General features: G+C 62.0%; 22 protein-coding genes. 11 read left to right on the forward strand and 11 right to left on the reverse strand.

The window, feature by feature from the left end; all coding sequences use genetic code 11:
* Positions 1-36 precede the first annotated feature (36 nt).
* The 3 genes from ACWHXT_RS16565 to dxs are packed head-to-tail and all read left to right on the forward strand — an operon-like array spanning position 37 to position 3,180.
* Positions 37-333 (forward strand): exodeoxyribonuclease VII small subunit, encoded by a 297-nt coding sequence (locus ACWHXT_RS16565; protein ID WP_447530240.1) that lies wholly within the window; start codon positions 37-39, stop codon positions 331-333.
* Positions 327-1,220 carry a (2E,6E)-farnesyl diphosphate synthase gene (ispA, locus tag ACWHXT_RS16570; RefSeq protein WP_447956632.1) on the forward strand — a complete coding sequence of 298 codons (894 nt, stop codon included), beginning with the start codon at positions 327-329 and terminating at the stop codon, positions 1,218-1,220. Before ACWHXT_RS16565 ends, ispA begins: the two co-directional genes overlap by 7 nt.
* Positions 1,221-1,251: 31 nt before the next feature.
* The gene (dxs, locus tag ACWHXT_RS16575) at positions 1,252-3,180 is read left to right on the forward strand and encodes a 1-deoxy-D-xylulose-5-phosphate synthase (RefSeq protein ID WP_447927313.1); all 1,929 of its coding nucleotides are present in this window, start codon (positions 1,252-1,254) and stop codon (positions 3,178-3,180) included.
* Positions 3,181-3,208: 28 nt separating this feature from the next.
* Here dxs and ACWHXT_RS16580 read toward each other — a convergent pair whose 3' ends face one another.
* From ACWHXT_RS16580 to ACWHXT_RS16595, 4 genes are all read right to left on the reverse strand, one after another.
* A complete protein-coding gene (locus ACWHXT_RS16580) occupies positions 3,209-3,487 on the reverse strand; it encodes a MarR family transcriptional regulator (RefSeq protein WP_447956633.1) in 279 nt (92 codons plus the stop codon).
* On the reverse strand, positions 3,480-5,804 hold the full coding sequence (locus tag ACWHXT_RS16585) for an FdhF/YdeP family oxidoreductase (RefSeq protein WP_447958062.1): 2,325 nt from the start codon (positions 5,802-5,804) through the stop codon (positions 3,480-3,482). The genes ACWHXT_RS16580 and ACWHXT_RS16585 overlap by 8 nt, the downstream gene beginning before the upstream one ends.
* 193 nt (positions 5,805-5,997) lie before the next feature.
* A complete protein-coding gene (locus tag ACWHXT_RS16590) occupies positions 5,998-6,537 on the reverse strand; it encodes a hypothetical protein (RefSeq protein WP_447956634.1) in 540 nt (179 codons plus the stop codon).
* 20 nt (positions 6,538-6,557) lie between these two features.
* Positions 6,558-7,727 (reverse strand): zinc-dependent alcohol dehydrogenase, encoded by a 1,170-nt coding sequence (locus tag ACWHXT_RS16595; protein ID WP_447927317.1) that lies wholly within the window; start codon positions 7,725-7,727, stop codon positions 6,558-6,560.
* 281 nt (positions 7,728-8,008) lie between these two features.
* Here ACWHXT_RS16595 and djlA point away from each other — a divergent pair, with 281 nt between their 5' ends.
* Complete coding sequence (gene djlA, locus ACWHXT_RS16600) at positions 8,009-8,776, forward strand: co-chaperone DjlA (RefSeq protein ID WP_447927318.1); 768 nt, start codon at positions 8,009-8,011, stop codon at positions 8,774-8,776.
* Between the two features lie 14 nt (positions 8,777-8,790).
* On the opposite strand, the gene ACWHXT_RS16605 is transcribed toward djlA, so the two are convergent.
* The 6 genes from ACWHXT_RS16605 to ribA all read right to left on the reverse strand — a co-directional run bounded on the left by ACWHXT_RS16605 (position 8,791) and on the right by ribA (position 15,497).
* On the reverse strand, positions 8,791-9,840 hold the full coding sequence (locus tag ACWHXT_RS16605) for a homocysteine S-methyltransferase family protein (RefSeq protein ID WP_447956635.1): 1,050 nt from the start codon (positions 9,838-9,840) through the stop codon (positions 8,791-8,793).
* Between the two features lie 226 nt (positions 9,841-10,066).
* A complete protein-coding gene (locus ACWHXT_RS16610) occupies positions 10,067-10,495 on the reverse strand; it encodes a response regulator (protein ID WP_447956636.1) in 429 nt (142 codons plus the stop codon).
* Positions 10,495-11,811, reverse strand: a complete 1,317-nt coding sequence (locus ACWHXT_RS16615) for a sensor histidine kinase (RefSeq protein ID WP_447956637.1) — start codon at positions 11,809-11,811, stop codon at positions 10,495-10,497. The genes ACWHXT_RS16610 and ACWHXT_RS16615 overlap by 1 nt, the downstream gene beginning before the upstream one ends.
* Complete coding sequence (locus ACWHXT_RS16620) at positions 11,808-13,466, reverse strand: sensor histidine kinase (RefSeq protein ID WP_447956638.1); 1,659 nt, start codon at positions 13,464-13,466, stop codon at positions 11,808-11,810. The genes ACWHXT_RS16615 and ACWHXT_RS16620 overlap by 4 nt, the downstream gene beginning before the upstream one ends.
* On the reverse strand, positions 13,459-14,790 hold the full coding sequence (locus tag ACWHXT_RS16625; RefSeq protein ID WP_447956639.1) for a diguanylate cyclase: 1,332 nt from the start codon (positions 14,788-14,790) through the stop codon (positions 13,459-13,461). The genes ACWHXT_RS16620 and ACWHXT_RS16625 overlap by 8 nt, the downstream gene beginning before the upstream one ends.
* A gap of 71 nt (positions 14,791-14,861) precedes the next feature.
* Positions 14,862-15,497, reverse strand: a complete 636-nt coding sequence (ribA, locus tag ACWHXT_RS16630; protein ID WP_447927324.1) for a GTP cyclohydrolase II — start codon at positions 15,495-15,497, stop codon at positions 14,862-14,864.
* 221 nt (positions 15,498-15,718) lie between these two features.
* Between ribA and hemE the strand changes: the two genes are divergently transcribed.
* The 7 genes from hemE (at position 15,719) to ACWHXT_RS16665 (ending at position 23,323) form a co-directional block, all read left to right on the forward strand.
* Entirely contained in the window at positions 15,719-16,837 is a 1,119-nt protein-coding gene (gene hemE, locus ACWHXT_RS16635) for a uroporphyrinogen decarboxylase (RefSeq protein WP_447956640.1), read from the forward strand.
* Positions 16,834-17,694, forward strand: coding sequence for a polyamine aminopropyltransferase (gene speE / locus ACWHXT_RS16640; protein ID WP_447956641.1), 861 nt, complete (start codon positions 16,834-16,836; stop codon positions 17,692-17,694). The genes hemE and speE overlap by 4 nt, the downstream gene beginning before the upstream one ends.
* Before the next feature lie 198 nt (positions 17,695-17,892).
* Entirely contained in the window at positions 17,893-18,864 is a 972-nt protein-coding gene (locus ACWHXT_RS16645) for an amino acid ABC transporter substrate-binding protein (RefSeq protein ID WP_447956642.1), read from the forward strand.
* Between the two features lie 251 nt (positions 18,865-19,115).
* Positions 19,116-20,141, forward strand: coding sequence for an amino acid ABC transporter substrate-binding protein (locus ACWHXT_RS16650; protein WP_447927328.1), 1,026 nt, complete (start codon positions 19,116-19,118; stop codon positions 20,139-20,141).
* A gap of 82 nt (positions 20,142-20,223) precedes the next feature.
* Positions 20,224-21,414 carry an amino acid ABC transporter permease gene (locus tag ACWHXT_RS16655; RefSeq protein ID WP_447956643.1) on the forward strand — a complete coding sequence of 397 codons (1,191 nt, stop codon included), beginning with the start codon at positions 20,224-20,226 and terminating at the stop codon, positions 21,412-21,414.
* Between the two features lie 16 nt (positions 21,415-21,430).
* Positions 21,431-22,531: an amino acid ABC transporter permease gene (locus tag ACWHXT_RS16660; protein ID WP_447956644.1), complete on the forward strand. Its 1,101-nt coding sequence runs from the start codon at positions 21,431-21,433 to the stop codon at positions 22,529-22,531.
* Positions 22,532-22,594: 63 nt separating this feature from the next.
* Entirely contained in the window at positions 22,595-23,323 is a 729-nt protein-coding gene (locus ACWHXT_RS16665) for an amino acid ABC transporter ATP-binding protein (protein ID WP_447929182.1), read from the forward strand.
* Here the strand turns inward: ACWHXT_RS16665 and ACWHXT_RS16670 are convergent.
* The gene (locus ACWHXT_RS16670; protein ID WP_447956645.1) at positions 23,320-23,928 is read right to left on the reverse strand and encodes a histidine phosphatase family protein; all 609 of its coding nucleotides are present in this window, start codon (positions 23,926-23,928) and stop codon (positions 23,320-23,322) included. The genes ACWHXT_RS16665 and ACWHXT_RS16670 overlap by 4 nt on opposite strands.
* Between the last annotated feature and the right edge of the window lie 8 nt (positions 23,929-23,936).

Here is a 23,936-nt window from a genome sequence, read left to right on the forward strand (position 1 = left end):
CCCAGGCAAAGGGCGTCAATAAGTAGGCATGGGTCAATGAGCGATAGCACTCCCCCCGCACAGGATTTCGCCGCCACGGTTTCCCAGCTGGAAACCCTGGTGGAGCGGCTTGAATCAGGCGAGCTCTCCCTGGAGGAGGCGCTGACCGCCTTTGAAGAGGGCGTAACGCTGACTCGCGATGCCCAGAAGCGCCTCGACAGCGCCGAGCTCAAAGTGCGCGCGTTAAGCGAAGACGGTGATGGCAAGTTGAGCATGACGCCCTTCGATGGCCCGGCCAGCGCGCCAAGTGATGCCCCCACTGAGGACGACGCCGAGGACACACCCCCATGGTAAGCGAAAGCCCCCTGCGCCTAAGCGCGCACCGCGAAACCAGCAGCGCCCGAGTCGATGCCACGCTAAACGCGCTGTTCGACCAGAGCACGGCCGTCGACGCACGTCTGGAAGCGGCGATGCGCCACGGGCTGCTGGTGGGCGGCAAGCGCCTGCGCCCGCTGCTGGTGTATCTGGCGGGTCGTGCACTGGGCGCCGAAGAGCAGGCGCTGGACGCCCCGGCGGCGGCCATCGAGCTGATTCACGCCTACTCGCTGATCCACGACGACCTGCCTGCCATGGACGACGACGACCTGCGCCGCGGCCAACCCACGGTGCACAAGGCGTTCGACGAAGCCACCGCCATTTTGGCTGGCGACGCCCTGCAGGCGCTGGCCTTCGAAGTGCTGGCACGCACTCATCATCCGCGTTTGGGGTCCATGGTGACGACCCTGGCCACGGCCTCCGGGCGCCAGGGCATGGTCGCCGGTCAGGCGCTGGATCTGGCCGCCGTGGGCGGGCAGCCCGATGTCGCCTCGCTTGCCCACATGCACGCCCATAAAACCGGCGCGCTGATCGAAGCCGCCGTACGCCTGGGCGGGCTTGTCGCCGTCGAGGAAACCGACCCCCGGCTTGCAGCACTGGCTCGCTACGCCCGCGCCATCGGGCTCGCTTTTCAAATCCACGACGACGTACTGGACGTGACCGGCGATACGGCTACGCTTGGCAAGATATCCGGCGCCGACGCCCTGCGGGCCAAGCCTACCTACTCGAGCCTTTTGGGCCTTGAAGGCGCCAAGCGCAAGGCCCGCGAGCTCATCACAGAGGCCACCGCCGCCCTTGCGCCGCTAGGTGAAAGAGGCGCCCCCCTGGCCGAGCTTGCCGACTACATGATCGAGCGCGACCATTAACGATGCCTGTACAAAAAACGACCGTGACACCATGCCCATGAAGCTGTTCGACGAGATTTCCCGCGAGCGCCCGGCCACGCCGCTGCTCGACTCCTTTGACCACCCCGCGGCCCTGCGGGCCATGAACGACCGTCAGCTGGCCGAACTGGCCGACGAGCTGCGCGCGTACCTGTTATATAGCGTGGGGGTCTCCGGCGGGCACTTCGGCGCAGGGCTTGGCGTGGTCGAGCTAAGCGTGGCGCTGCACCACGTTTACAACACCCCAAGCGACCGGCTGGTGTGGGATGTCGGCCACCAGGCCTACCCGCACAAGATTTTGACCGGACGGCGCGAGGCCATGACCGGCATTCGCCAGCACGGCGGCCTGGCCGCTTTCCCCCGCCGCGCGGAGTCCGAATTCGATACCTTCGGCGTGGGCCACTCCAGCACCTCGATTTCCGCCGCGCTCGGCATGGCACTGGCCGCCCGCGCCCAAAACGATGAGCGCCAGGTCTGCGCGATCATCGGCGACGGTGCCTTGACCGCCGGTATGGCGTTCGAAGCGCTGATCCACGCCGGCCACATGAACGCCAATATGCTCGTGGTGCTCAACGACAACGAAATGTCGATTTCGGAAAACGTCGGGGGCCTGGCCACTTATCTAGCGCGCATGCTCGCCAGCAAGCCGTATTTGAAGATGCGCGAAGAGGGCAAGAAAGTGCTTTCGCACCTGCCGGGAGCGCTCAAGCTTGCCAAGCGCACCGAAGAGCACATGAAGGGTTTCGTAAGCTCCGCTACGCTGTTCGAGGAGCTCGGTTTCAACTACGTGGGCCCCATCGACGGCCACGACCTGGAAGCGCTGACCGACACCCTGAGCGCGCTTCGCGACCAACCCGGCCCCCAGTTTCTGCATATCAAAACCGTCAAGGGCAAGGGCTTTCTGCCCGCCGAAGCGGACCAGATCGGCTACCACGCGATCACCAAGCTTGAAAAGCCCAACAAGGCGGCAGCGCAGGCCCAAAAGAGCGCCGCCCCCGCCGCGCCGAAGCAGAAATACTGCAATGTATTCGGCAACTGGCTTTGCGATATGGCCGCCGCCGACCAACGCCTGATGGGGATTACCCCGGCCATGCGCGAAGGCTCGGATCTGATCCGCTTCTCGAAGGAGTACCCGGCGCGCTACTTCGACGTGGCGATCGCCGAGCAGCACGCGGTGACCCTCGCCGCCGGCATGGCCTGTGAGGCAATGAAGCCGGTGGTGGCGATCTACTCGACCTTTTTGCAGCGCGGCTATGACCAGCTGATTCACGACGTGGCGGTACAGGGGCTCGATGTCACCTTCGCCATCGACCGTGCCGGGCTGGTGGGCGAAGACGGCCCGACCCACCACGGCAGCATGGATATCTCGTTTTTGCGCTGCGTGCCCAACATGGTGCTACTGGCCCCGGCGGACGAAGCGGAGTGCCGCGCCATGCTGAGCGCCGCCTACTATCACGAAGGCCCCGCCGCGGTGCGCTACCCACGCGGCACAGGCCCGGGCGTGGCCACCCCGGAAGACCTGGCGCCGATGATCATCGGCAAGGCGGAGCTTCGGGCGCGGGCCAAAGAAGGCGCCCCCAAAGTCGCCCTGCTCGCCTTTGGCAGCATGAACGGCCCGGCACAGGAAGTTGCCGAGACCCTGGGCGCCACGCATATCAACATGCGCTCGATCAAACCGCTGGATCATCAAATGGTGCTGGAGGCCGCCGCCGAGCACGACCTGCTGGTGACGCTTGAAGAAAACGTGGTGGCCGGCGGCGCGGGTAGCGCCGTGCTGGAGCTGCTGCACGCCGAAAATATCCAGGCGAACGTACTGACGCTGGGCTTACCGGATAGCTTCGTCGAGCACGGCACCCCGGACGAGCTCTTGCGCGACTGCGGGCTGGATGCACCGGGTATTCAGGCGGCGATCGAAAAACGCCTGGCTTTGCTGGCAAAATAAACGCCCCACCCACGCTAAAGAGCCGGCGTTAAAGACGAAGCGAGGCATTCAGGCGTACTCGTAGCGCCGGCCCCGGCCCGGCGGCGGGCTCGATCACCACCCAGCCCTCGGTTTCGAGCTCGGCGCAGGCGCGGCGAATCAGGGCGTGCTCGATCTCGAGGCGCCGCGCCAGTTGGGCGGTGGAAAGCGCGGCCTCCCCGGCCACTCGATCCAGCGCCACCAGCACCAGCGCGCTTAGCGTATCGAGCTTTGGATGGGCGCGCTGGAGCGTTTCCAGCGCGCTGTTTAGACTCTGAGAATCAGGCAATGCGGGCGCTGGGCTCCAGGCGGATGGCGATGGATTTATACGCCGGGGTGTGACTGCCGTCGCCCTTGTGGGAGAGCGGCACCAGCGGGTTGGTCTCCGGGTAATACGCCGCCGCACACCCTTTGGGCGTATCATACGCCACGACCTTGAAGCCCTCGACGCGGCGGGTTACGCCATCGTCGGACTCGCCCACCAGGTCGACCCACTGCCCCGCTTCGACACCCAGACGCGCAATATCGGATGCGTTCAAAAACACCACCTGGCGGCCGTTCTCGATGCCGCGGTAGCGGTCGTTGTAGCCGTACACCGTGGTGTTGTACTGATCGTGGGAGCGCATGGTTTGCAGCGTCAGCCAGCCGTCGCGTTCGGCCATTTGCTGGTGGATGACGCGCTCGGGGAGCGCTTCGCTCGAGAACACGGCCTTGCCGCTTTCGGTGGGAAAGGTGAGCTCGGCGGTGGGGTTGCCCAGCCAAAACCCGCGCGGCACGCGCACGCGTTCGTTGAAGTTATCGAAACCGGGAATCACCGCTTCCACGTGATCGCGAATCACGTCGTAATCCTCGCGCATCGCCGCCCAGTCCACCTTCTCGCTGCCCAGCAAGTGCTCGCCAAGCTGAGTTAAAAGCGCGATTTCCGACGGCAGGTCCTGGCTTGCCGGGCGGTTGATGCCGGCGGAGCCGTGCACCATGCTCATCGAGTCCTCGACGGTGATCAGCTGGGTCTTGCCGCCGGTCTTGTCGATTTCGCTGCGCCCCAGGCACGGCAGAATCAGCGCTTTCTCGCCGGTAATCAGGTGGCTACGGTTGAGCTTGGTGCTGATGAAGGCGGTCAGCCGGCACTGGCCCATCGCCGCCTCGGCCACCCCACTGTCCGAAATCGCCCGGGTGAAGTTACCCGCCAGGCCGATGAATATCTTACCGGGCGCGTCACGCATCGCCTCCACGGCGGCGACGGAGTCCACGCCGTGCTCCCGGGGCATCGGCGTTTTGTAGCGCGCCTCCAGGGCGTCCAGCAGCTCGTCAGTGGGCTTTTCGAAAATGCCCATGGTGCGGTCACCCTGCACGTTGGAGTGGCCGCGCACCGGCGAGGTACCGGTGCCGGGTCGGCCCATATTGCCGCGCAGCATCAATACATTGACGATTTCGCGCACGGTGGGCACCGAGTGCACGTGCTGAGTAATGCCCATCGCCCAGCAGATAATGGTCGCGTTAGAGCGGGCGTAGAGCTCGGCGGCCTGGCCCATTTCGTCGCGGCTCAAACCGGACTGCGCCTCCAGCGCCGCCCAGTCGGTCGCATCCACTTGCGCCTTGTAGGCCTCGAACGCCTCGGTGTGCTGGTCGATAAAGGCCTCATCCAGCACCGACTCGCCGCTGGCCTCGCGCTCGAACAGCGCCTTGGCAATACCGCGCAGCGTGGCCATATCGCCGCCAAGCTTCGGGCAGAAGTAGTGCGAGCTGATCCGGTGGCTGCCGCCCCGCAGCATCTCCAGCGGCTTTTGCGGGTCGGCGAATTTCTCGAGACCCCGTTCGCGCAGCGGGTTGAAGCTTGCGATAGTCGCGCCGCGCTCGGCGGCCTCGCGCAGGGTACCGAGCATACGCGGGTGGTTGGTGCCCGGGTTTTGGCCAAACACGAAAATCGCCTCGGCGTGCTCGAAGTCTTCCAGCCGCACGCTGCCCTTGCCGGTGCCCAGCGCCTCCCCCAGCGCCACACCGCTGGCTTCGTGGCACATGTTGGAGCAGTCCGGCAGGTTGTTGGTCCCGTAAAGCCTGGCCAGCAGTTGGAACACGTAGGCCGACTCGTTACAGGCCTTACCCGAGGTATAGAAGATGGCGTCGTCTGGCGTGGGCAGCGCCTTGAGCTCGGCGGCGATCAGCTCGAGGGCGGCGTCCCACTCGATGGGCTCGTAGTGGTCGGTCTCGGCATTATACGCCATGGGCTCGACCAGCCGGCCCTGATCCTCCAGGCGGTAGTCATCCCAGGTCTTGAGCTCGGTGACGCTGTGTTTGGCAAAAAAATCGCGCTTCACCTTCTTGGCGGTCGCCTCCCAGGTCACCGCTTTCACGCCGTTTTCGCAAAACTCGAAGGAGGAGCCGTGTTCCGGGTCGCCCCAGGCGCAGCCGGGGCAATCGAAGCCATCGGGCTGGTTGATTTTGAAAAGCGAGCGGGCGTTGGTCGCCGGTGAACGGCTGTGCAGCAAGTGCTTGCCCACCGCCTTGAGCGCCCCCCAGCCGCCGGCGGGGCTATGGTACTCGCCCACGTCAGGGTCGTGTTTGGCCGCTTTTTTGGTGTCCGCGGTATCAAAAGTGGGCGAGGCCATCATGTATCTCCAAATGTCGTCTTGGCAGGCGCCACGCCCCAAGCGCGGCGGGCGCCTTTATAGGCGTAACGTTCGAGTAAAAGCCGGGCGGGGTCAAGCGCACCGGCCGGGTCTGGCCGTTTAGAAAGGACTAAAACTCGGACGCTTTTGGGCTGTCCGAGTTCTGGCCATCGTGGATATAAAGAACGTAACGTTAACGCGGCGGGGTGGGGAGCGCGTCTTTCATGTCGCTGGGCACGTCAAAACCGCGCGCCGCTCCCCGGGCGCTTGCCAAACCGCCGGGGAAGCCGCTTCGGCGGCGAAAGTCCGGCGTGACGCCGCCCTGGTAGGCATGGCGCTGAGAAAGCGCTTTGGCGCACCACAGGTCGACGGCGGTCAGTACCCCTACCGCGGTCAGTGCCAGGTAAATATTCTGGCGCCTGGGATTATGGCGGTCCTGCAGGGCATAGGAGAGCGCGGCCAGGTCCAATACATCGCCGCCGACACGGCTCCATACCGCCTGGGTAGGGTTGGCCGATAACGCCCCGACGCCGCTTGCGATCTCGCGAACGCCGCCGGCGCGCACCCGTCCACTGACACCTTTCATACCCAGCGCGCCGCTAAGCTTTTTCGGCGCCAGCAGCTTATAAAGCCCGATGCCCAGGCTCAGCCAGCCAAGGCCCCGCGCCACCCGGTCGGCCCCGCTCATCGAACGGGTCATACGCCGGGGCGTACGGTTTGGATAGTTCGCCATCGAAACCTCCCTTGGCTCGTTTACGGCTTGAGAATGACCTTGATGCACCCATCCTGCTTTTCGCGAAAGGTGTTGTACATTTCAGGCCCCTGGTCGAGCCCAACGGAGTGGGTAATCACGAAGGACGGATCGATCTGGCCTTCGTCGATCCGGCGCAGAAGATCCTCGCTCCAGCGGTTCACGTGGGTCTGGCCGGAGCGTACGGTCAACCCCTTGTTCATGAGCGCGCCGATGGGAAACTTGTCGATCAACCCACCGTAAACGCCGGGAATCGACAGCACCCCGGCCGGCCGACAGACGTAGATCATCTCGCGCAGCACGTGGGAGCGGTCGGATTCCAGCATGACCGCCTGCTTGACCCGATCATAGGCCGAGTCCAGTGACCGGGTGGCGTGGGCCTCGAGCCCGACGGCATCGATACATTTTTCCGGGCCCTTACCGCTGGTCAGCGTTTGAAGCCTCTCCAGCACACTCTCCTGGTCGAAATTGATCGTTATCGCCCCGCCCGCCTGGGCCATGGCAAGGCGCTCCGGAACGTTATCGATCACCACCACCTGCTTGGCGCCGAGCAGCACGGCGCTTCGCACGCAGAACTGACCGACCGGCCCCGCCCCCCAGATCGCCACCGTATCGGTGGGCTGGATATCGCACTGGACGGCGGCCTGCCAGCCGGTAGGAAAGATATCGCCCAGAAAGAGCACCTGCTCGTCGGTGAGCGAGCTGGGCACCTTGATATGGGTGCTATCGGCAAAGGGCACGCGCACGTATTCGGCCTGGCCGCCGGCGTAGCCGCCGGTCAAGTGGGAGTAGCCGAAAAGCCCGGCGCCGGCATGGCCAAAGGCTTTGTCCGCCAGGCCCTTATTGCGGTTGGAGCGCTCACAGGCCGAAAAATTGCCGCGCTGACACTGAGGACACTCGCCGCAGGTGATGATGAACGGCACGACGATACGATCGCCCACTTTGAGTTTCTTATTGTCGTGCCCCACTTCCATGACCTCGCCCATGAACTCATGGCCGAGCACGTCGCCATTTTCCATGGCGGGGATAAAGTGGTTATAGAGGTGCAGGTCAGAGCCGCAGATCGCGCAGCTACTGACGTTGATGATGGCATCGCGAGGATGCTCTATTTCCGGATCGGGAACCGTGTCATAACGGACATCGTTCTTGCCGTGCCAACATAGTGCTTTCATGGTGGCTCTCCTGAAAGGGTTAGCCATGGCCGATGCCATGCCAGCTATCACTATAGTGCACCCCCGAAAATAAACGTTTAACAAAGGATAAAAGCGAAGGTAGTGGCGACCAACGGCCCCGCTTTTAGGCCTCGTACCGGTGAGCATGCGGTTAAACAAACGTCGCCGGCTACAGGCACTTAAAACGAATCCTTCTATAATGACGCCACTGTCCAATATAGCGGCGCTGAAAGTGATAAATTCGTTCACCGCCTCTTTTCCATCGACCGCTTGAGAGTACTATGACGTTTTTGCTTATTTCGACGCTGCTGTTTGGTTTGCTGGGCCTGGCCATTTTTGGCCCCATTGGCCTGCTGGTCGGTGGCGGGGTTGGCTTTTGGATCGCCCAGCGCGCGATACGCCGGCTGATCACCGCCCGCCGCCAGATCGAACAGGGCTATCTGGAGTCGGTCTTCGCCGTGATGGGGTGTCTTTGCCAGGCTGATGGCCGCGTTAGCGACAACGAGCGCGACATCGCCGAGCGTCTTTTCAGTCAGATGCAGCTAAGCGATGCGCTGCGCGCCCAGATGCGCACCGCCTTCGAGCGTGGCCAGGCGGACAGCTTCGACCTGGACGCAGAACTTGCCCGGGTGGGCCGCTTGACGCAGCGCCAGCCGGTGATGCGCCAGATGTTCGTGCAGGTACAGCTCAGCGCCATCGCCGCCGATGGCGAGATTCAAGAAAGTGAACACGCCATGATGATGCGCGTGGCCCAGGGCATTGGCTGTAGCGAAACCGAAGTACGCCAGATCGAGGCGATGATGCAGCGCGCCTCCGCCAACGCCGCGGGTACCAGCGAAACTTCCCTCGAAGACGCCTACCGGGTATTGGGGGTTAGTGAAGAGGCCAGCGACGCCGAGGTCAAAAAAGCCTACCGGCGCCTGATGAGCCAAAATCACCCGGACAAGTTGGCCGGTAAAGGCTTACCTGAAAGCATGCGCGACATGGCCCAGCAGCGTACCAGCGAAATCAGCAACGCTTACGAGCGGATCAGCCGCGCCCGGGAGTGAGCGCAAGCCCCTGATCAGGCCTTTTCGCCCAGCGCGGCGATATGCGACGGCAAGCGCTCGTGGCTTCCGTACATGAAGTGGTTCTCCATGCGCTCGGCAAACTGCGCGGCGGCAGGCTCGCGGCCAACGGCCATGGCCACTTCGCGGATGTGCATGGGCGCCGCGCCGCAGCAGACACCCAGATAGTTGACGCCGCTATCGAAGGCCTTGCGAGCAAAGGCGCCCAGCTCGTAGCGGTTGCAGAACAAGGGGTCCAGCGCGGTGGGGAAAGGGCGCCCGTGAGGCGACGGGCAACTGCACCCCTGGGTGTCGGAAAGATTGAAAAAGGTGGGCTCCTGGGCCGTGGTGCGAAAGGTCACCGGCAGTGCCGCGACGTGACAAGACACCGCCTCGCGAATCTGCTGGATCCAGTCCAGCATGGTATCCGGCCCCCTAAAGCAGTTCAGGCCGACCACGCTGGCGCCGTTTTGCTCGAGCGCCACGCAGGTCTCCACGATACCGGGGCCATCGATCATTTTATTTTCGGCCATCGGCGCCAGGGTGATGACCGCCGGCAGCCCCTTGGCCTTGATCGCCTCCAGCGCTGCCTGGGCTTCACCGGCGTAGTAGAAGGTTTCGCCGATGATGAAATCCGCGCCCTCCTCGACGGCCCACTGCACCATTTCATCGAACATGGCGCGCACGCTCTGCTGGGACGCCGGATCCTGAGGGTCCCATACGTTGCTGTTGGAAATGTTACCGGCCATCAGGTTGCCGGGCTGTTCATCGGCCACCTTGCGGGCGATTTTGAGCGCGGCCCGGTTCAAGGGCTCCAGCAGCTCCTCCTTGCCGATCACGCGCATTTTTTCGCGGTGGCCGTTGTAGGTGAATGCCTGCACGATGTCCGAACCCGCGTGCTGAAAATCGCGGTGCAATGCTTCCAACGCGTTCGGGCGCAGCAGCGCCACTTCCGGGACGAACTCCCCCGCCGAGAGGTAACCGCGGCGCTCGAGCTCGAAAAGAAAGCCCTCGGCGCAGATAAGTGGGCCGTCATCGAGCCGCCGGGTGATCAGGTCTTGTACCATGGGGGAGTGCCTCCGAAATGAGCTTTATCGTCAATGAAGGCTCAGTTTGGCAGGCCTGGTCGGCGTAAAACCAATGAAAAATCCGCTCCCTGAAAATGAGCCGAATTCATCATTGGATATATCAACGAGAAAATTATAAATATTAACGCTCGGGACTGGCTTACCGCCCACAAGGCGCACGCTCTGCCACCCGGCCAAGGCCCGCGCCACCCAGAAAGCCAAGCACTTAGCCTGGCCGGCGTACCAGTGTCAGCCAGTAGTCTTCCAATGAGCGAATCGAGGCGACGAACTGCTCGATATCCATGGGTTTGACGATGAATCCGGCTGCCCCCAAATCATAAGACGCTAAGATATCCGCTTCGGCTTCCGAGGTGGTCAACACCACCACCGGAATCTGGCGCAGCGTTTCCAGAGACTTCACGCGTTTCAAAAACGCCTTGCCGTCCATGCGCGGCATGTTGAGATCCAGAAGGATCAGATCCGGCCTCGGCGCTGACGCGTATTTACCTTCACGGTGCAAAAACGCTAATGCCTCGACGCCGTCGCCGACATCGTGCACATCCACCAGCATATGGCCCTCCTTGAAGGCCATTCTGGCAAGATGCACGTCGGCGGGCTCGTCTTCCACCAATAGCACAACGAAATGTCCATCCATTACGGTTTCTCCCTGACCAGTGGCAAATCGAAGACGAAGCACGCCCCACCCGCCATGCCGTCCTCCACCGTTATACGCCCATTCACCTTGCGCAGCATCTTGACGACTTTGGCAAGCCCTACGCCGGTACCGGGGTATTCCTCGCTGTTAGGCACCAGCCGTGCAAACATCTCGAAGACCTGCTGGCGGTATTCCGGCGCGATGCCCTGGCCGTTATCCGCCACCCGGTACTGGACGCGCCCTTTTTTCACGCTGGCGCTAATCACGATGTCCAGCGGCCGTTCTGGATGGCGGTATTGCCAGCTGTTGTGCAACAGCACGTTGAACAACTGGGCAAGCTGCTTGTGGTTGAACCAGACCTCATAAAGCTCACCTTCGACGCGCAAGCTGCCCGCCTCGCGCAGGGCTGAAAGCGCGGGTTCGAACTGATAGAGCTCGTTGACCAGCTGCTCGACATCGACGCGCTCCGAGGGCGCGGCGACCGTCCCCACGCCCAGGTAGCACTGGACATCGCCGACCAGGTCCCTCAGGCGCTGGGCCTGGTCCGCGATAAAGTGAACCGCCAGCGCCCCGTTCGAGTCGCTCGGCGTTTGGGACGAGCGCTGCAACTGATGGGCGAAACTCACCAGCCGTCGACTCGGCTCCTGGAAATGGTGCGCCATGGCCTGGCTCAAGCGCTCCAATTCCTGGTTACGAAACGAAAGCTCGTCGATCAGCCGGACGTTTTCGCGCTGGGCGCTACGCAGGCGCCAAAGGGCCAGCGCCAACAACACGATGACGAGCGCCTGGGCGAGGGCGCTGCCTATCCAAAACCAGCGGGCGCGCTCGCGGGCGCGGCTCAGCTCGGCTATTTGCAAGTCCACCTGCTGCTCGACCGTTTCGATATAGCGCCGTTTACTCGCCCCATCCATAGCGCTCATATCGTAAATCGACGATAGCATGACGTCTTCGTCTGCCTGGCGGTAAGACTGGGAATACACCCCGACGATGCGGGTGCTGCCATCGGCCAGCCGGTGTCGAAAGATGAGGTGGTTACGCGCCTGGCGGCTGGCGCGCTCGATTTCCTGGCGCACCTGGTCGGGGGTAAAGGTATTGATCTGATCGACGTTCATCGTCTCAAGATCCGCGTAGCCGTAGAAGGCGGCGGCCGCCGCGTTGGCGCGCACGATATCGCCATCGTCTACCGCCACCATCCACATCGGCACTGGGCTGTGCGAAAAGTACTCATCGAAGCTCAGGTCGGCCCACCCCGACGAAGGCAGCAGCATCAACATCCACAAAAGCGTACGCACCGTGATCTGCGCTTTATGTTTCATGGCGTTCTCAGTACGTCGCAGGGTAGCGTGACATGGAAACAGCTGCCCTGGTTCAAACCGGCGGAGGAAACCCGGATTTGCCCGTGGTGGTGCTCGACGATCTTGCGACATATCGCAAGCCCCACGCCGGTGCCTTCGAACCGCTCGCGGCTATGCAGGCGCTGAAACACCTTGAACAGGCGCGGTATCTGGTCCGGCTCGATGCCGATACCGTTGTCGGCCACCGTGATATGCAAGGTATCTTCACGCGCGCAGCGCTCAATGGCGACCGTCACCTCGACCGGTTTATCGAAGGCGTGATATTTGAGCGCGTTGCCCACCAGGTTTTGGAAAAGCCGGGTTAGCCCATCGCGGCTTGCTTTCACCTCGGGCCACTCGCCCTGCACCGCCACCGTGGCGCTGGCGTCCGCGATCGCCGGGGCGAGAAAGTGAAGCGCCTCATCGAGAGACTCGCGCAGGGGAAAGACGCTCAACGACGGGATTTGCCGGCCCACCCGGGAGTACTCCAGCAGGGAAAGCAGCATCGCGTCCATACGCTTGGCGCCATTGCTCATGTAATGCAGCATGGTGCTTGCGTCGTCGTCCAGCCGCTCGCCCAGGTGGCGCTCTAGAAGCTGGGCGTAGCTGGTCACCATACGCAGCGGCTGGCGTAGATCGTGGGAGGCCGCGTAGGCAAAGTGTTCCAGCTCGCGATTGGATTTCTCCAGCGATTCGCGGTAATCGTCGCGCTCTTGCTGAAGCAGGTAGGAGGCGGTGACGTCGCGCAGGTAGCCGTGCCAAATCGTGCTGCCATCGGCAAGGCGCTCGGGCTTTGAGTCCCCTTCTATCCACAGAAGCCCCGCTTCCGGGTGATTCACTCTAAACGTCAGATTCCAGACGCTCTGCGCTTTGGCCGAGGCGTCGATACTATCGGCCATCTTGTCGAGATCCTCCGGGTGAATCACGGCAAAAACACGGCCCACGTCTTCGTTGATCTCCTCCGGTGTCAGGCCGTAGATGTCCTTGATGCCGATACTCGCGTAGGGAACGTGTACCGTGCCATCGGCCTTTTTCCAGTACTGGAAAATAGCGCCGGGTAGCCGCGCGCTCAGTTTGGTGAGGCGATCGGTTATTACCTGAGCCCGGGCCTCGGCCTCTTTACGCTGGGTAATATCGATGTGCGTACCGGCCATCCATCGCGCATTGCCCGCCTCGTCCTGGTCGACCACCCGGCCGCGCGCGTACACCCAGATATCGTGACCGTCGCGGTGGCACATGCGAAATTCGATGTTGTAGCTTTCGGTCTCGCCCTCGAGATGCGCGCGTAACGCCTGATGGGCGCGGGCCAGCTCCTGCGGATGACAAAATCGCTCCCAGGTCGCTACCGTGGTGGGCGTTAGCTCATCGAGTGTATAGCCGACCATCTCTGCCCAGCGCTCGTTCAAGCGTGTTTCACCGGTTTGAATGTTCCACTCCCAGGTACCTGCCGAGGTACCCCAAAGGATATGGCTCAGCGCTTTCTGCTGGCTTTTCAACCGGACTAAACGTTGGCGGCTGCGCCAATAGATCAGCCCCTGCAGCGCGATGGAGACCACCAAAGCGACGGCCAAAAAAACGACCCAGGGCCAGCCGTTTTGACCGAAGATGGCCGCAAATTGAAGGGGTTCGCTACTCATGATGGACGCACACCTGGTTACGCCCGGCCTTTTTCGCCTCGTAAAGGGCGCTGTCGGCCCGCGCCAGGGCGCCGTCCGGAAGCGAGTCGCTGCCCTGCATGCGCGCGACGCCAATGCTGGTGGTGACCTTGAGCGGTGAACTCACGCACTCAAGCGGTACCTGCATCGCCTCGACCGAGGCGCGCAGCTTTTCGGCGGCTATCTCGGCGCCGGCCAGGTCGGTGTCGGGCAGTACCACCACGAACTCTTCGCCGCCCAAACGTGCAAACACATCCGTTTGGCGCAGCTGACGTGTCACGGTCGCGGAAAACTGCTTCAATACCGCATCGCCGGCGCCGTGGCCGTAGGTATCGTTAACGCTTTTAAAACGGTCCAGATCCAGCATGACCACGCAGACGGCGTAGCCATCATTGCGCTTCAAGCGCGCCAGCTCGCGCCTTGCCAGGTCCATGAAGCTTCGCCTATTGAGCAGCCCCGTCAGTTCATCGTACATGGCAAGCTGGGTTAGCTGCGCCTCCATGGCCTTGCGTTCGCTGATGTTCTGTTGGACGCCGACCATCCTGAGTGGCCGCCCGTCGGCACTGCGGCTGACCAAATGCCCCGACTCGAACACCCAGACCCAGTGGCCATCCCGGTGGCGCATACGAAACTCGCACTGGTAATTGGGCTCTTCCCCTTGGGTATGACGCGCGATGGTGGCCTCGACCCGATCGCCGTCTTCCGGGTGGATCTGGGCAAACCACTCTTCCACACTTTTCGGAAGGTCGGCGTGCTCTCGCTGATAGCCAAGCGTTGCCAGCCAGCGATCGCTGTAGATAAAGGCGTTCTCCTGCAAAAGCCACTCCCACACGCCAAGCTTGGCGCCCTCGATGGCCGCGGCCATGCGCTCTTCCGAGATCACCAAACGCTGTTCGAGCTTCGCCCGGCTGATGGCGTAGCGAATGGCGCGGTGAAGGGAGTCGGCGTCGATCTTGCCTTTGATCAGGTAGTCCTGGGCGCCGGCTTCGAGTACTTCGAGAGAAAAGTCCGCGTCATCGAACCCGGTCAGCACCACGATGGGCACGCCGCTGGCGATCTGCTTGCAGGCCAAAACGGTCTGGATACCGCTGGCGTCTGAAAGGCTGAGATCGAGCAGGATGACATCCGGAAAGGAGGCGGCTTGCGTCAAAAAATCGGTGAGCCGAGCAAGGCTCTCGACCCAGGTGAGCGTGCTATCGCCATGATCATACTTGAAGGTGTATTGGATCAGCGCCGCGTCGCCCGGGTCGTCTTCGACCAGCACTATCGATAACGGCTTTCCCACCTGTTTCGATGACTGTTTCATTGTTTGCCTTCTGCCAGTTCATTTGGCAAGACTGCTCAGAAGGCGGACAAGAGTCAAGCGTCGTCAATCACTCACTTTTTACGCTCGATATCCACATCCTCGGCCTGAGTAAAATCCCCGAGCGCCATCATGTGGCCAAGCTTGCCGGCCTTGGTGGCCAGGTACTGCTCGTTGTGCGGGTTGAGGCCGGTGGTAATGGGCAAACGCTCGGTCACGTTGACGCCGTCGTTGGTCAGCGCCTCGACCTTGCGAGGGTTGTTGGTCATCAGTTTGAGCGCCTGGATATTGAGATGCTCGAGCATCGGCACACAAAGATCATAGCGGCGCATATCGGCGCCAAAGCCCAACCGCTCGTTGGCCTCGACGGTGTCCGCGCCCTGGTCCTGCAGGTTATAGGCGCGAATCTTGTTCAAAAGGCCAATGCCGCGGCCTTCCTGGCGCAGGTACAAAAGCACCCCACGGCCCTCTTCGGCGATGCGTTTGAGCGCCTCTTGAAGCTGATAGCCGCAGTCGCAGCGCATCGAAAACAGCGCATCGCCGGTCAGGCATTCGGAGTGCACGCGGCCGAGCACCGGGGCAACGCCTGTCACATCGCCAAGCGTCAGGGCGATATGATCCTTGCCCGTTGCATCGTCTTCGAAGCCGTGCATGGTAAATGTGGCCCAGGGGGTGGGCAGCCGGGAGGCGGCAATGAAGCGAATGGTCACGGGTTACCTCGCAAATCGACCAGAGCCGGAAACGATGTGAGTAGGAAAAGAACTCGGTAGTTTACCAAAAAGCGGCGCCGGCCTCACGGCCTGCATCCACGCAAGCGGCGATAAAACGACGAATCGGCCACATTCTACCCACCGCCGCCCGACGAGCGCCGCTATCCTGATGCGCACTACCTCGCCTACAATAGGGGCAAATTTCCCTAGAGCAGGCGTTTATGTCCTCTTCCGCTGTATCTCCTCCCCCTTTGCAAAACGACCGTTTTCTACGCGCCTTGGCCCGCCAGCCGGTGGACCGCACGCCGGTCTGGATGATGCGCCAGGCCGGGCGCTACCTGCCCGAGTACCGCGAGCGCCGCGCCCAGGCGGGCAGCTTCATGGACCTTTGCCGCAATCAGGACTTCGCTTGCGAAGTGACCCTGCAGCCGCTGGAGCGCTTTCCGCTGGATGCCGCGATTTTGTTCTCGGACATTCTGACCATTCCCGACGCCATGGGCCTGGGGCTCTATTTCGAAACCGGTGAAGGGCCGAAATTTCGCAAGACCGTACGCACCCCGGAAGAGGTCGCGGCGCTTGGCGTGCCCGACGTCGAGCGCGACCTGGACTACGTGATGCGCGCGGTGTCCACCATTCGCCGCGAACTCAATGGCCGCATGCCGTTGATCGGCTTCTCCGGCAGCCCCTGGACGCTGGCGACCTACATGGTCGAAGGCGGCTCGAGCAAGGATTTCCGCCATCTGAAAACCATGCTCTACGACACCCCGGACACCATGCACCAGCTCCTCGATACGCTGGCCCACGCGGTGACCGACTACCTCAATGCCCAGATTCGCGCCGGCGCCCAGGCGGTGCAGATTTTCGATACCTGGGGCGGCTCGCTCTCCACACCGGCGTATCTCGAGTTTTCGCTTCGCTACATGGAGCAGATCGTCTCGGGCCTGATCCGCGAGCACGACGGCCGCCGCGTGCCGGTGATTCTGTTCACCAAAAACGGCGGGCAGTGGATCGAACACATCGCCTGCGCCGGTGCCGACGCGGTGGGGCTTGATTGGACCACCGAGCTCAGTGACGCCCGCGACCGGGTGGGCCATAAGGTGGCGCTACAGGGCAACCTGGACCCCAACGTGCTGTTTGCCCGGCCCTCGGCCATTCGCGCCGAAGTCGCCCGGGTACTGGAAAGCTACGGGCACGGGCCGGGCCATATCTTCAACCTGGGTCACGGCATCAGCCAGTTCACCAACCCCGACCACGTCAGCGCCTTCATGGAGGCACTGCACGAGCTTAGCCCCCAGTATCACAAGAACGACCACCCAAGCGACGCTGGAGAGAGCCGATGAGCGATTTCGATCAAACGCAGTGGTTCACCGAAGTCTTCGACGCCCACGGCAGCGCGTTCTCGCTCAAAGTCAGCGAGAAGCTTTGGGATGTACAAAGCGCCTATCAGCACCTGGAAGTCTATGCCACCGAGACCTACGGCAACCTGTTAGTGCTGGACGGCTGCGTGATGCTCACCGACCGGGACAACTTCCTGTACCACGAAATGATCGCCCATCCGGCGCTTTTCACCCATCAGGACCCGAAGCGCGTCGTGATCATCGGCGGCGGCGACTGCGGCACGCTGAAGGAAGTGCTGCGTCACGAAAGCGTGGAAAAAGTCACTCAAATCGACATCGACGAAGAGGTCACCAAGGCCTCCACACGCTTCTTCCCGGCGCTGGTCGCGTCCAACGGCGACCCGCGCGCGGAGCTTTTGTTCGCTGACGGCGTGAAGTGGGTCGATGAGGCCGAGGACGAAAGCGTCGATGTCCTCATCATCGACTCCACCGACCCGGTCGGCCCGGCGGAAGGGCTATTCAAGACCGAATTTCTGGCGCGCTGCCACCGCATTCTGCGTCCCGGCGGCGTGCTGGTGCAGCAAAGCGAATCACCGCTATATCACAGCGGGTCGATCATTCGTGAACTGCGCGAAGACATGAAGTCGGCCGGTTTCGAGAGCGTGGCAACGCTGCCCTTCCCCCAGCCGGTTTATCCGTCGGGCTGGTGGAGCGTGACGCTGGCGGGCAAGGCGACAAACGTTGAAAGCTTTCGCGAAGAGGCTGCCGCGGAGCATGAAATGCCGCTACAGTACTACACGGTAGAGGCTCACCGCGGCGCCCTGGCGCTGCCGCCGTTTATGCGCGCCGCTTTCGCTTAAATTCCCCAAAGCGACACGCACTGAATCGAGGCCGGGCACTGCTCGGCCTTTTTTGTAGCGCTTACCCACGCAAGGGACACAACAATGAACAAAGCGGATCACACAAGGGCAATCAAAAGGACCCTCACAAGGGCTATCCCAGGGGCTATCCCAAGGGTCAGGGGTTGGCGCATCAAGCTAGCGACCGGGGCGGCGCTTTTGCTGCCGAGCCTGGCGCTGGCCACCACGCTTGAAACGGTGCAAGAGCGCGGCAGTCTGCGCTGCGGAGTCAATGCGGCCCAGCCCGGCTTCTCGGCGCTGGACGACGAAGACACCTACCGGGGGCTGGATACCGACATCTGCCGCGCGGTGGCCGCCGCCGCCCTGGGGGAAGGCGCCAACGTCGAGTTCGTGCCGCTGGATTCGGTCGAGCGCTTCGCGGCGCTTCAGTCCGGCGAGGTCGACGTGTTGGCCCGCACCACCACCTGGACCTCGACCCGGGATACGACCCTGGGGATCCATTTCACCGGGGTGAGCTACTTCGATGGCCAGGCCTTCATGGTGGCAAGCGAACTGGGCGTTCAAAGCGTAAGCGAGCTGGACGGCGCGGCGGTGTGCACCCAGTCCGGCACCACCAGCGAACTCAACCTGGCCGACTACTTCCGGTTGAACGGCATGAGCTTCGATGCGGTAGTGTTCGACGCCCCGGAGCAGTCCATCGCCGGCTTCGAGTCCGGACGCTGCGACGTTTTAAGCTCCGACGCCTCGCAGCTTTACGCCCAGCGCATGCAGCTGGCCGACCCGGACATGGCCATCGTCCTCCCCGAGACGATCTCCAAGGAGCCCCTGGGCCCGGCGGTGCGCCAGGGCGACGATCAGTGGTTCAACATCGTTAAATGGTCGCTGTTCGCCATGCTCAACGCCGAGGAACTGGGCGTGAGCATGGCCAACGTGGACGAACAACTCGAATCCGAAAGCCCGGATGTGATGCGCCTACTGGGCCGCGACGGTAATTTCGGCGAGGCGATGGGCCTTAATGCCGACTGGGCCTATCAAATCGTCAAGCAGGTGGGCAACTACGCCGAGATGTTCGATCGCAACGTGGGCGCTGACTCAGCGTTTAATATCGGACGCGGGCTGAACGGGCTGTGGCGCGATGGCGGCCTTCAGTACGCCCCACCCATTCGCTAACCATTTTTGCCCCACTCGCCTGTTTTCACTGGCCGATTCGGCAGGGTCCGCACGGCCAGTGCACCAAAGAAGCTCAACCAGTAGCCGAAGTTGCACTTTTTTGCAGCACAACTTTGGTCAAAACGTTGCCGCTTTTGCGTTGAAAAGCGCTGAATGAGCCGATATGTCCTTTCTGGCATCTTCCTTGCTAGCGTTATGTGCCGTGCTTCGGCATTTATAACGAAATTTAATAACGAGGAAGGGAAACAACCATGCTTAACAAAAAACACGTGGTACTGCTGGGCTGTGCTGGCGCCATCACCTTATCGGGTGTAGCAAGCGTTCAGGCAGATGTCTTGGAAGATACGCGCTCACGAGGCGCCGTGCAGTGTGGCGTAAGTGATGGTTTGCCCGGTTTCTCCGCCCCGGACGACAGCGGCGAGTGGCAAGGCCTGGACGTTGACGTCTGCCGCGCCGTGGCTGCTGCCGTGCTGGGCGATGCGGACGCGGTCAACTACATCTCGCTGAACGCCGTCGAGCGCTTCACCGCGCTGCAGTCTGGCGAGATCGACGTGCTTTCTCGTAACACCACCTGGACCACCACCCGCGACACTACCTTGGGCCTGAACTTTACTGGCGTGACCTTCTACGACGGTATCGGCTTCATGGTCAACCGTGACTTGGGCCTTAACGGCGCCGACGAGCTCGACGGCGCGGCGATCTGTATCCAGTCCGGTACCACCACCGAACTCAACGTGGCGGACTACTTCCGGGCCAACGACATGGCCTTCGATCCGATCGTCTTCGACACCTCCGAGCAAACCGTGGGCGGTTTCCAGTCCGGGCGCTGTGACGTGCTGACTTCGGATACCTCCCAGCTCGCCGCGCTGCGCATCCAGCTCGACGAGCCGGACAGCGCGATGATCCTTCCCGAGATCATCTCCAAAGAGCCGCTGGGCCCGGTGGTTCGCCAGGGCGACGACACCTGGTTCAACATCGTTAAGTGGTCGCTGTTTGCCATGCTCAACGCTGAAGAGTACGGCGTGACCAGCGAAAACGTCGACGACATGATGGACAGTGAAAACCCGGATATCGCGCGTCTTCTGGGCCAGGACGGCAACTACGGCGAAGGCATGGGCCTTGAAGCCGACTGGGCGTACAACATCATCAGCCAAGTGGGTAACTACGCCGAAAGCTTTGATCGCAACGTCGGTATGGATTCACCGCTCGAGATCGAGCGCGGCGTCAACGCTCTTTGGAACCAGGGCGGCTTCCACTACGCACCGCCGATTCGCTAAGCGTCTCGCTTGACCCCGGCCCGCCGCGCTAACACCCAGGCGGGCCGTTTGATTGATCCTGCCGTATTGCGGAGACGCTTTCATGTCAGTAAGACCCAATGCTCGCCCGGTGGGCCACAAGCCCCCTTTCTGGCGAGACCGCGCTAAACGCGCGCTCATTTTTCAGGTGCTGGTGGTGGCGGTCGTCGCCATCTTTTTGCTCTATATCGTGGGCAACACCCAGGACAACCTTTCCGCACGGGGCATCACCACCGGTTTTGGTTTTTTGGACAACACCGCAGGCTTTGGCATCGTACAGAGCCTGATCGATTACTCATCGCAAAGCACCTACGGGCGCACCTTCTTCGTGGGTTTGCTCAACACCTTGCTGGTGGGCGGCCTTGGCGTGCTGGCAGCGACTCTCGTGGGCTTCATCGTGGGCATCGCCCGGCTTTCGCCTAACTGGCTCATCGCCAAACTGGCCGCCGCCTATATCGAGACCTTTCGTAATATCCCGCTGCTTTTGCAGATTTTTTTCTGGTACTTCGCCGTTCTGCGCACCCTTCCCGGTGCGCGCGACAGCCTCGCCTTCGGTGAAGTCATGTTTTTGAACGTACGCGGGCTCTACCTGCCCGAGCCGCTTTTCGAGTCCGGCTTTGGATTGATCCCCGCCGCCTTTCTCGTGGCGATCGTGGCCAGTATCGCGCTGATCGTCTGGAACAAGCGCCGCCATGAGGCCACGGGCAAGCGCCTGCCCGCCTACTGGATCGCCTTTTTGCTGATTTTTGGCCTGCCGCTTTTAGTGCTTTTAGCCACCGGCGTGCCGATCACCTGGGACGTGCCGGAACTTCGCGGGTTCAACTTCCGCGGAGGTGTCACGGTGATTCCGGAGTTTCTGGCACTGTGGCTGGCGCTTTCGATCTACACCGCCTCGTTCATTGCCGAAATCGTGCGTTCGGGCATTCAGGCGATCTCTCATGGGCAGACCGAAGCCGCCCAGGCGCTGAGCCTGCCGCGCAACCTGATTCTTCGGCTGGTGGTGATCCCCCAGGCGATGCGGGTGATCATTCCGCCGCTGACCAGCCAATACCTGAACCTGATCAAGAACTCGTCGCTTGCCACCGCCATCGGCTATCCGGATCTGGTCTCGGTGTTTGCGGGTACCACGCTGAATCAGACCGGCCAGGCCATCGAGGTCATCGCCATGACCATGGGGGTCTATCTAACGATCAGTCTGCTGGTCTCCATGTTCATGAACTGGTTCAACGCCCGCGTGGCGCTGGTCGAACGCTAGGGCGAGGGTAACAACCATGATTCACAATCAAACCATGATCGAGCAGCGCCCGGCCCCGAAAAGCACCATCGGCCCCGTGGCGTGGCTGCGCGCCAATCTCTTCAACGGTCCTATCAATACGCTGTTTACCTTGATTGGCCTTTACGTGCTGTACCTTTTGGTGGTGCCCACCGTGCAATGGGCGATCATCGACGCGGATTGGGTCGGTACCACCCGCGAAGACTGCTCCCGGGAAGGCGCCTGCTGGGTGTTCATCAAGGCGCGCTTTACCCAGTTCATCTACGGGCTCTACCCCCGCTCGGAAATCTGGCGCGCCAATATCGTCTTCGTCGGCTTTTTCGCGCTGATCGCCTGGCTTGCCATTCCGCGCCTGCCGTTCAAGCGCTGGGTGGCGGTATTTGCGCTGCTGGTCTTCCCGGTGATCGCCTACGTATTGCTCCACGGCGGCTATTTCGACCTGCCGCGCGTACCCACGCACCGCTGGGGAGGGCTGATGCTGACCCTGCTGCTTGCCACCGTTGGCATGGTGGGGGCGCTTCCCATCGGCATCGTGCTGGCCCTGGGCCGGCGCTCCAACATGCCCATCGTCAAAAGCTTCGCAGTGGTGTTCATCGAGTTCTGGCGCGGTGTGCCGCTCATTACCGTGCTGTTCATGGCCTCGGTGATGCTGCCGCTGTTTTTACCCTCGGAACTCAGCGTCGACCGGCTCATTCGCGCCTTGATCGGCATTACGCTCTTTCAAAGCGCCTACATGGCCGAGGTGATTCGCGGCGGGCTACAGGCGATTCCCAAAGGCCAGGACGAAGCCGCGGCGGCGCTGGGTATGACCTACTGGAAGCGCATGGGGCTGATCGTCATGCCCCAGGCGCTCAAGATGATGATCCCCGGCATCGTGAATACGTTCATATCGCTATTCAAGGACACCACGCTGGTCATGATCATCGGCCTTTTCGATCTATTGGGCATCGTGCAGGCAGCGCTTTCCGACTCGCGTTGGCTGGGCTTCTCGATAGAAGGCTATGTGTTCGCCGCGTTCATGTTCTGGATTTTCTGTTTCAGCATGTCGCGCTACAGCCAGTATCTGGAACGCCGCCTCAACACCGGCCACAAGAACTAACGCCGCCCTTAGGATTTCAAGGATAACCTCATGAGCGAAGCAGCTTTAAATACCCAGGACCAGATGGTCGAGATGCGCGGCGTCAACAAGTGGTACGGCGACTTCCACGTGCTGCGCGACATCGATTTCGAAGTCAAACGCGGCGAACGTATCGTCATTTGCGGGCCCTCGGGCTCGGGCAAATCCACTCTGATTCGTTGCATCAACCACCTGGAAGAGCACCAGCAGGGCGAAATCGTGGTCGGCGGCGTGCCGCTGACCCAGGACGTCAAGCGTATCGAGCAGGTACGCCGCAGCGTGGGCATGGTGTTTCAGCATTTCAATTTGTTTCCCCACCTGAGCGTGCTGGAGAACTGCTGCGTGGCGCCGATGTGGGTGCAGAAAAAGTCCCGCCGGGAAGCCGAAGCCCAGGCCATGCAGTATCTCGAGCGGGTGCGCATCGCCGAGCAGGCCCGAAAATACCCGGGCCAGCTCTCCGGCGGCCAACAGCAGCGCGTTGCCATCGCCCGCTCGCTGTGTATGCACCCGGACGTCATGCTGTTCGACGAGCCCACCTCGGCACTCGACCCGGAGATGATCAAGGAGGTGCTCGACGTCATGGTGGAGCTTGCCAACGAAGGCATGACCATGCTCTGCGTGACCCACGAAATGGGCTTCGCGAAAACCGTGGCTGACCGGGTGATCTTCATGGACCAGGGCCAAATCATCGAAGAGAACGCCCCGGAGCCGTTTTTCAACAACCCCCAGTCCGAGCGTACCCAGCTGTTCCTGAGCCAGATTCTCGGCCACTAGGCGCCGCCGTTCGCCCCTATAAGGGTGATACTGGCAGGCAAAAGCGCAGGCTGCTCACGATGTTCGGTGAGCGGCCTGGCGTTTAGCGCGGTGAGCAGTATCTGCAGCGGGTCGCCGTGGCTGACCAGCAACATCACCTCCCCCTCGAGGCGGCTCTCCATCTCCTCGATGACCGCCTGCATCCGCGCCGCTACCTGGCTTACCGACTCTACCTGGTGCGTTTGGTGGTCGGCATTCTCGGCGTCCAGCGCCCATACGCTTGGGTAAAAACGGTCGCCCTGGCCATCCAGTGAGCCAAAATAGCGCTCGCGCAAACGAGGCTCCTTTTCAAGCGAAAGCCCGAACGCTTCGGCCACACGTTGGGCGGTATGGGTGGTGCGTAAAAAGTCCGAGTGGACGATGCGTGAAGGCGCCGGCCAGCGCCAGTCGGCCACCACCGCCGCAAGCTGGCGCTCGCCGGTTTCTGAAAGCCCGAACGCATTCAGGCCCTGGGCCGGCGCGCTAATGATGAGCCCCTGTTCGTTGGCCAGGCTATGGCCGTGACGCATTAACAGGTAGCGGTTACGCCAATGGTCATCGCGTTGTTCTCTCTGCTGATCGAGCATCTTTTGTA

The organism is Vreelandella halophytica (assembly GCF_968193635.1).